General features: G+C 61.0%; 9 protein-coding genes. 4 read left to right on the forward strand and 5 right to left on the reverse strand.

Annotation, left to right across the window (positions count from 1 at the left end; genetic code table 11):
- Nucleotides 1–46 precede the first annotated feature (46 nt).
- The 4 genes from AACS18_RS21685 to AACS18_RS21700 form a co-directional block, all read right to left on the reverse strand.
- Nucleotides 47–610 (reverse strand): NnrU family protein, encoded by a 564-nt coding sequence (locus tag AACS18_RS21685; protein WP_108613296.1) that lies wholly within the window; start codon nucleotides 608–610, stop codon nucleotides 47–49.
- Between the two features lie 232 nt (nucleotides 611–842).
- On the reverse strand, nucleotides 843–1976 hold the full coding sequence (locus tag AACS18_RS21690; protein ID WP_108613297.1) for a glycerate kinase: 1134 nt from the start codon (nucleotides 1974–1976) through the stop codon (nucleotides 843–845).
- Between the two features lie 9 nt (nucleotides 1977–1985).
- Complete coding sequence (locus AACS18_RS21695; RefSeq protein ID WP_108613298.1) at nucleotides 1986–3248, reverse strand: GntP family permease; 1263 nt, start codon at nucleotides 3246–3248, stop codon at nucleotides 1986–1988.
- 118 nt (nucleotides 3249–3366) lie between these two features.
- Nucleotides 3367–4482, reverse strand: a complete 1116-nt coding sequence (locus AACS18_RS21700; RefSeq protein WP_005340325.1) for a sugar diacid recognition domain-containing protein — start codon at nucleotides 4480–4482, stop codon at nucleotides 3367–3369.
- A 209-nt stretch (nucleotides 4483–4691) separates the two neighbouring features.
- Here AACS18_RS21700 and AACS18_RS21705 point away from each other — a divergent pair, with 209 nt between their 5' ends.
- Both AACS18_RS21705 and AACS18_RS21710 read left to right on the forward strand, forming a co-directional pair.
- Complete coding sequence (locus tag AACS18_RS21705; RefSeq protein WP_026034971.1) at nucleotides 4692–5066, forward strand: YacL family protein; 375 nt, start codon at nucleotides 4692–4694, stop codon at nucleotides 5064–5066.
- Nucleotides 5067–5132: 66 nt separating this feature from the next.
- Nucleotides 5133–5429, forward strand: coding sequence for a hypothetical protein (locus AACS18_RS21710; protein ID WP_005348860.1), 297 nt, complete (start codon nucleotides 5133–5135; stop codon nucleotides 5427–5429).
- Nucleotides 5430–5496: 67 nt separating this feature from the next.
- On the opposite strand, the gene AACS18_RS21715 is transcribed toward AACS18_RS21710, so the two are convergent.
- Complete coding sequence (locus AACS18_RS21715; RefSeq protein ID WP_108613299.1) at nucleotides 5497–6234, reverse strand: substrate-binding periplasmic protein; 738 nt, start codon at nucleotides 6232–6234, stop codon at nucleotides 5497–5499.
- A 120-nt stretch (nucleotides 6235–6354) separates the two neighbouring features.
- Here AACS18_RS21715 and AACS18_RS21720 point away from each other — a divergent pair, with 120 nt between their 5' ends.
- On the forward strand, nucleotides 6355–7185 hold the full coding sequence (locus tag AACS18_RS21720) for a CPBP family intramembrane glutamic endopeptidase (RefSeq protein WP_108613300.1): 831 nt from the start codon (nucleotides 6355–6357) through the stop codon (nucleotides 7183–7185).
- A 200-nt stretch (nucleotides 7186–7385) separates the two neighbouring features.
- Nucleotides 7386–8467, forward strand: a 1082-nt coding sequence (locus tag AACS18_RS21725; RefSeq protein ID WP_108613304.1) for a sphingomyelin phosphodiesterase, incomplete at its 3' end; no start/stop codon positions are given.

The following is an 8467-nucleotide window of genomic DNA, read 5'->3' on the forward strand; positions in this document are numbered from 1 at the left end:
TTTTGTTTTGTCCATCATACGCGGTTACCAGAGCCGCAGTTCACTCTCAATGCAATGGAATGCCGGTCAGCCAGCCGTGGCCCCAGAACACCAGCAGCGCGGTGGCAGCCAGGCCCGCCCCGACGCTGATGCCGGTGCCCGTCCAGTTGGCCGCCGGGCGGGGATATCGCTGCCAGTCCCGCACCGAAATCCAGACCATGCTCACCAGCGCCCACAGCCCGATGCCGCCAAACAACACCAGAGAGCGCGCCTCGCTGTTGACCAGCAGATGGGCCACCGCCCAGAGCAGGGTACCGAGCAGTTGGGGATGCACCAGCCAGCGGCGCAGATGGTTGGGCCCCTGGCCGGAGAAGAAGAGGATCAGCGCAAAGGGCATCATCACCGTCATGGTCATCGGCCCCCACTCCGGCAGGAAGTAGAGCGGCAGCGAGCTGGCCGAGCGCCAACCGGCAATGATGCAGGCGATGGCGACAAACACCAGCAGAGAGAAGAGCCCCTTGTAGCGATTCTCACCCAGCCGCTCGCGCAGTCGTGCCCGATGGGCCACCGCAAAACAGGGGTAGAGATGGATCAGGATAAACAGCGCAACCCCCAGGGTCAGCAGGAACATGAGTCTCTCCTTGTACTTGGTACGACCACTATGCCGTAAAGGGAGATTTGCGCCTATCAAAACCGCGCTTACCCATGGAGTCAAACGTGTGGCAAGACAAAGGAACGGAAAGAAAAGAGCCGATCACGATGGATCGGCAAATAAGTGCCAGGGCAGTCAGACATCTCGCGGGATGGGAGATGCCCCAAACGGGGATATTGAGTGGCCGATGGGGCGCATCGGCCGAACCGGATCAGCCCTTGAGCTGATAGAGTGCCGCGACGTTGCGCGCAGTGAGTTGAATGTTTGTGCTGGCGCTCTCCAGCGCCTCCGGCAGAGACATGGCGCGGTTGACCACGGCGAATACCGCGTCCAGCCCGTGATCGTGTACCACACCGCAATCGTCGGTCAGGCAACCGGAGATACCGATCACCGGCTTGCCGAACTGCTTGGCGCAACGTGCGACACCGATTGGCGTCTTGCCGTGGATGGTCTGGCTGTCGATGCGCCCTTCACCGGTGATGACCAGATCCGCATCGGCCACTTCCTCGGCCAGTTTCAGCGCTTCGATGACGATCTGGATGCCGGGCTTGAGCTCGGCACCAAGCAGACCGACCAGCGCGGCCCCCATGCCACCGGCAGCGCCCGCCCCCGGAATATCCTTCACCTGCTTGCCAAGGGCCTGCTCAATGTAGTCGGCATAACGGGAGAGGTTGGCATCGAGTTGCGCCACCATCTCTGGAGTCGCCCCCTTCTGCGGGCCAAACACCGCGGAGGCGCCTTTCGGACCGCACAGCGGGTTGTTCACATCACACGCCACCTCGATAACCAGATCGCTCAGACGCGGATCCAGACTGCTCAGATCGATGGTCGCGAGCTCACTGAGACCTGCGCCACCCAGAGCAATAGGCGCACCATCCGCTTTGAGCAGCTTGCCGCCTAGCGCCTGGATCATACCGGCACCGCCGTCATTGGTGGCGCTGCCGCCGATACCGAGAATGAGGTGCTTCACCCCCATCTCCAGCGCGGCCAGGATCAGCTCGCCGGTGCCGAAGCTGGAGGTGAGCAACGGATTGCGCTGCTCGGGCGCAACCAGATGGATGCCGGAGGCGGCGGCCATCTCGATGACGGCGCGCTCGCCATCACCCAGCAGGCCGACGAAGCCCTGCACCTTGTTGCCAAGAGGCGCGGTCACTTCGACTGGGAGGATGCGGCCACCGGTGGCATCGACCAGCGATTGCACCGTACCCTCACCGCCATCGGCCATCGGCAATTTGACGTAGGTGGCGTTCGGCAGCACCTGCTTGAAACCGGCCTCGATGGCATCAGCCACCGCCATGGCGCTCAGACTCTCCTTGAATGAATCGGGGGCAATAACAATTTTCATATCAATTCCTTAGGCGAGGCCAAACACGCCAAACATCAGGGTGGAGACAGTAGCAATGGTCAGACCGACTGCGGTTTCGTAAGGGATAAGTTTCAGACGCTCACCCACGCCCATGTGGACGCTGCCACCGGTGGCGTGGAAGAAGGAGCCGTGGGGCATGTGGTCAAACACGGTGGCACCGGCATGGATCATCGCCGCACCAGCCAGACTGCTGATCCCCAGTTCAATCAGGGTGGAGCTGAATACGTTGGAGGCCACCACGGTACCGGCGGTGGTCGAGGCGGTCGCCAGCGACATCAGGGCACCGGAGATAGGCGCCAGCAGGTAAGAAGGCAGACCGGAGGCGGTCAGGCCGCTGATCAACACATCTTTCAGACCGGAGTTGGCGATGATGCCTGCCAGGGTACCGGTACCCAGCAGCATGATGGCGACTGGCGCCATACGGGCGAGGCCGGAGACCGCAAACTGGTTCACCTTGCGGAATTTCCCCATCATCAGGGCACCGACCAGACCACCAAGCGGCAGCGCAATCAGCGGATCCACCACGATACCGGCGACCGGCCGTAGTGCCAGCAGCAGGATGGCGACCAGCGGTGCACTGATGGCGGCGGCAAAGCCCGGCAACTTGGCACCGGCAAAGCTCACCACCTCATCGGCGGCCACCTTGCTGCCCTTGTTGTTCAGCCGCTTGGCCAGCCAGTAGGCCATCACCAGACCGAACAGACCCGGAATGATGCCCGCCGCCATCACAGAGGTCAGGGGCAGATGGAAGGCATCAGCCGCGGCAATAGCGTTGGGGTTGGGGGACATGACGTTACCCGCCTTGCCACCGCCGATCATCGCCAGCAGGATGGCCGCCTTGGAGAGGTCAGCACGGCGGGCAATGGCCAGCGCGATGGGGGCAACCGTGATAACGGCCACATCCACGAATACGCCGACCGCAGTCAGGATCAGAGTCGCCAGCGCCAGTGCCAGCAGGGCGCGGGTTTCACCCAGCTTTTTGACGATGGTCTCGGCGATGGTAGTGGCCGCACCCGATTCGATCAGTACGCCCGCCAGTACACCGGCCGCCAGGATCCGCATCACAGCTGTGGTGATCCCCTGGGCCCCGCCGATCATCAGGGCGACGGTCTGGGTCAGATCGGCACCGCCAATCAGGCCACCGGCCAAAGCCCCCACGATCATGCCGTAAGCGGGTGGCACCTTCTTCAAAATGAGGATGATGGCGATGGAGAGCGCCGCGATGGCGCCAAGGGCTGTAACCGGGATCATGACGGACACCTTCAATGGGAGTGAATGGCCGCCATTATGGAGATCTGCAATCAGAATGCTTTGGATTACAAACCAAAAATTGCGTTATGTAAAAGTTGTTCTTTGTCCAACTTCACAATCACAAGTCGAGATTAAGGCCGAGATAGAGCAAAAATTTGTCGTCTAACTTATTGAAATTCAACCCGGTTATCTGCTCTATCCGCCCCAGCCGATAGCGCAGGGTATTGGGGTGAATGAACAGGGCTTCGGCACAGCGATGCAGATCACAATCCTGCAAGAAATAGTGGCGCAGGGTCTTCTGCAGCGCCCCTTTACCATCTTCCCGGGCCAGTTTCTGCAGCGGTGTGCGCAGCTGATCCGCTTGCCAGGAGTCCGCCAGACTGCCGAGCAGCACCGGCAAACGGTAGTCCTCAAAGAAGTAGACCTGTTTGCGCGGCGCCTGCCGCATGCCACGGCGCAGAGTATCGCGCGCCGTCTGGTAAGAGCGCGCCAGCCCGTCGATCCCGGCGAAGTAATCGCCCACCGCGATATGCACCTTGAAGTGGGGAATGCGCGCCAGTAGTTGCTTGATCCGGCTGCGCTCCTGCGCCGATTGCCAGACGCCATCACTCAATTGTGCCGGTTTGAGCACCACTATCTCGTCGAGCCCGTTGATGGCGACCAGATTGTCCCGCTCCGGATTCTCCAGCTGATGAACCAGCTCCCGCAGACGTGCCGGATCCGCTTCCTCCAGCGCCAGCACGGCCACCACCCGAGGCTGGGCCAACTCCAGTCCGAGAAAACGGGCCGCCTGCTGCAATTGATCGACTCGCCCCTCACCACGTATAAGCTGCAACACCAGCTCCTCTTTGTGGCGCTTGTCCCACTGCAACTGCTCGGTGAGCGCCGCCTGCTCCAGGATCAGTTCGGCGGTCATTCGCACCAGCTCGGCGTAAGCACGCACTTCCTCCGGATCGCCGGAGATGCCGATCACCCCGATCAGCTCCCCCTGATAGGAGATGGGCAAATTGATGCCGGGGCGCACCCCTTTGAGCTGCAGGGCAGTCGCTTCGCTGATCTCCACCACCCGGTTTTCGGTCAATGCCAGCACGGCCCCTTCGTGGCGCTGATGGATCCGCTCCGGATTGCCGGACGCAATGATGAGGCCATGTTCATCCATCACATTGACCGAGAACGACAGGATCTTCATCGCCCGTGCGACGATCTGGCGGGCAAGGTTATCGTTTAGCTGCATAACATCTCCGGACAAGGGGCTGATCTGGCGGCGCCACCATGGGTCGATTCAGAGCACATGGGCGCAAAGATGCCACATCATCAAGACAAGCGAGAGGGGGATCGCTAGAATAGGCCACTTTACCCGATGTGTGCCCCGCCATGGAGCAGGAATTGCATGCTTGCACCCGCCTGCCCGTGCTGGCCCATCCCTCCGATCTGGACTGTGCTATGGATTATGAATTTCGCCGCGACCCGTTTGGTGGCTATCGCGCCCGGTTCTCCATGGGCCATGAAGCCATCGGTCAGTGGCTGATCGACGAGGTTGGCAAGGATGAGGAGAAGCTCGACGAGCTCTTCTCCATCATTGATCAGCTCTCCAACCGCACCCGAGTCGAATACCGGCTCAACGGCGGTGACTACTCCCTGCTGCTGACCCATGAAGAGGCGGAGGTGAAAGCCAACGCCCTCAATATCGAGCTGGGTGAGGATCTTGACGATCTCGCCTACTACGATGATGAACAGCTGGCCATGTGCGGGCTGGAAGATTTTGCCCAGGTGCTTACCTCCTGGCGCGCCTTTATCCGTAACGAGGATATGGGCTGATTGACCCAATGTCGGATTACTATGTCGGGCAAATGTGCCCTTTTGCCTAACTCAACAGGATTGATTATGTCTATTTACGATTTTGATGACGAACTGCCGGAAGACGAAGAACAGGAATCCACCAAGAAAGCGGCTGCACCTGCCAAGAAGAAAGGCAAGCAGGTGATGAACACTCAGGTCAACCTGAGCCCGCGCGATGCCAGCCGCCTGAACGGCATGCACGTTGAAGCGATCGCCACACTGGACGACGTCAGCCTGCCGAAGAACGTCATCTTCAAGGCTGGCCTGATCGCCCTGGGCGAACTGGAAGCCGGCAAGCGCGCCGATATCATCGCCCGCGTGATTGCCGAATCAGGCCGCTAATCGCCCCTGAAGGCAAATAGAAAGCCGGAGCCACTGCTCCGGCTTTTTGTTTTCCGGCCGTGCACTCTCAACGGCAATCGATCCCCTTTCCGGCTCGGGAGACCAGTTGGTCATAGCGGCCATCGGCACGGGCGGCAGCCAGGGCATGATTGAAGCGCTCAAGCAGGTTCGCGGCCTCCGGGTACTGCCGTGAAATGATCAGGTAAAAGGTGTCGCTCTGGCGAAAGTGGGGCAATGCCTGTAGATGGCAAGGATCGCCAAACAGCTGACGGCTGGCATCCCTGGTCACCGTCTCGTTCATCGGCAGCAGATCGATCCGTTTGCGATCCAGCAGTTGCAGACACTGTGCCAGGGTCTTGGGGCGCTGCAGATCCAGCCCGAAACGCTTGATCACCCCGTCGGCATGGCTGGTGCTCCACCCCAGCGGAATGCAGACTCGCAGCCCTTGCCAGCGGCCAGCCTGAATGGCCTCGCTCCCCCGATAGGTGAACCAGGAGAGGCGATCTATATGAATGGGAGCGCTGTAGTGGAAGAGCTTGGCCCGCTCGGCAGTCCAGGCGTAGGGGAAGGTGGCCGCAACCAACCCATTGCGGGTCAACTGATAGCCGCGGGGCCAGGGCAGGTAGTCGACCTGGATCTCCCGATACCCGGCCTCTTGCTGCAGGGTCGTCACTAGCCGGGTGCTCTCGCCGCCTTCAGGCAGTGCCTTGCCGGTATAAGGGGTGAACTCACCGGTCACCAGCAGCAAGGGTGCGGCCTGCAGCCAGACACACCAACAACACAACAACCACAGACAGTGCTTCATCAGCTGCTCTCCCTTTACCCTGTTGATGAGTATAGAGAAGGGATCCGACCACCTCCTGCGCGGTTGTCCTGCTGACGCCCTCTTGTTAAGGTTGCCGCCTGCCTCGATCAAGGAGATCCAATGTTACCCCTCCCCGACTCATTTATCTGGGGCGCGCTGGCGCTGGCCGTGCTGCTTGCCCTCTTCCGCCAGCGTCTTCCCGCCTTGGCCCTGCTGGGACTCTCCCTGCTGCTGGCACTGTGGCTTGACCGAATGACACTACCCGCCCTGCTGGTCTCGGTCGCAGGATTACTGCTGGCGTGGCGTACGCCAACCCTCCCCGCCCGCTGGGCGATGGTGGCCAGAGTGGTGCTGATCCTCTGGGCGATTGCGCTGACCTTGCACCTGATCCCCGGCTTCAACAATCTCAAGGTGCTGGATCAGGCGCTGGCAGGCCCCGCCAGCGTGCCGTTCAACATGTATCTGAACCTCGACAAGCCGCTGCTGCTCTTTGGCTTGCTGCTGGCCTGCCCGATGCTGCTGGGCAAGGGGGGCGCAATCCGCTGGCGCCCGCTGGCCCTGTTGCTGCTGCCGCTGGGAGCCCTGCTGGTAATCGCCTGGCAGTTGGGGGCACTGAAACCGGAAGTGGGTCTGCCCCACTGGTGGTGGCTGTTTGCACTCAACAACCTGCTGTTCACCTGTGTGGCAGAAGAGGCGCTGTTTCGCGGCGCGATCCAGCAGGGGCTGACCGAGCGTTACCGCCCCTGGATTGGCATCGTCGTGGCTGCGCTACTGTTCGGAGCCATCCACCTGCCCGGTGGCCCACTGCTGGCGCTGTTTGCGACCCTGGCAGGCTGCTGCTATGGCCTGGCATTCCAGCTCAGTGGGCGACTCTCCGTGGCCATCCTGATCCACTTCGCCTTCAACTTCGCCCATCTGGCGCTGTTTACCTACCCGCTGGCCCACCGCTAATTCCTGAAGGCGCCTGACACGGGCGCCTTCCCTCGCTCCTCCCCCTCTCTCTTTAAGCGTGCTGCCTCGCTCGCTTTACACCGCCACAAAGCTCCAAACAAAACCAATTCATTTACTTGTAACCAAAATGTAAACAAACTGACCTCTGCATTCGCCATAACAGTCACTTTCCATTGCCCTGCAACCAAAAGGATCCTGTGATGCAGAAAACCCTCAGTTATGCCGCCCTGCTGCTGGTCAGCCAGTTCCCGCAACTGGCACTGGCCGATACCGATGTCTATCTCACCAACAACAGTCCTGAACCGCTGCAGATCGACATCCGCCAAAGCGGCAGCGGCCAGCTGCAACCCGGCAGTCAGTGGAGCCAGCACCGCACCGAGCTGGGCCCGTGGGAGAGTGCCATGGTGCTCAGCTTCAATCGCTATGAGGGGGTAAAAGCGGGCAAGAGCTATCTGTTCGAAACCCGCGTGACCACAGCGGGTGGCGACGTCTATCGCCTCAACCAGCTGATGGAGGGAACCTGGTGGAACACCACCTTGCAGCACGGTGGCGAAACGCCGACCGGCGCATCCGGCTGGCAAAACGATCGGGCGATCCATCGCGTTGCAGGGCCACAAGAGCTGGCCTTTGCCGCCAAGTTCACCGGCCGCTACGACGATCTGCACTATATGATCACGCCCCCCCAAAAACGGGAGCAACCGGAACCGGCAGAAAACAGGCTCAAGGTGGCCAGCTACAACGTCTGGGCGCTGCCGGTGATCGCCTCCAGCATCGGCGAGCGGTTGACCCTACTGCCTGATTATCTCAAGGGCTATGACGCCCTGCTGCTGCAAGAGGTATTCGATGGCCGCCGCGAAGGCTTTTTGCAGGCGCTGGCGAAAGAGTACCCCTACCAGACCAAGGTACTCGACAAGCCCGGGGTCAACATTCATGACGGCGGCGTGGTGATCGTCAGCCGCTATCCGATAGTGCGGGAGGCCCAGCTGGTCTATCCCCAATGCACCGGCACCGACTGCTTCGCCGACAAGGGGGTGATGTACGCCGAGGTGATCAAGGGGGGCAAGGCGTGGCACCTGTTCGCCACCCACACCGCCAGCTTCGACACCGACGAGGCCCGCAAGCTGCGCCAGATCCAGTTCGGCCAGATCCGCGCGCTAGCTGCCAGTCTCAAGATCCCTGCCACGGACACCGTCATCTACGGCGGCGACTTCAACGTCAACAAACGCAAGTTTGCCGATGACTACGCCAACATGCTGGCCAATCTGAACGCCCATGAACCCGC

It is taken from the genome of Aeromonas sp. HMWF015 (assembly GCF_963878965.1).
In the GTDB taxonomy this organism is placed as follows: domain Bacteria; phylum Pseudomonadota; class Gammaproteobacteria; order Enterobacterales; family Aeromonadaceae; genus Aeromonas; species Aeromonas veronii.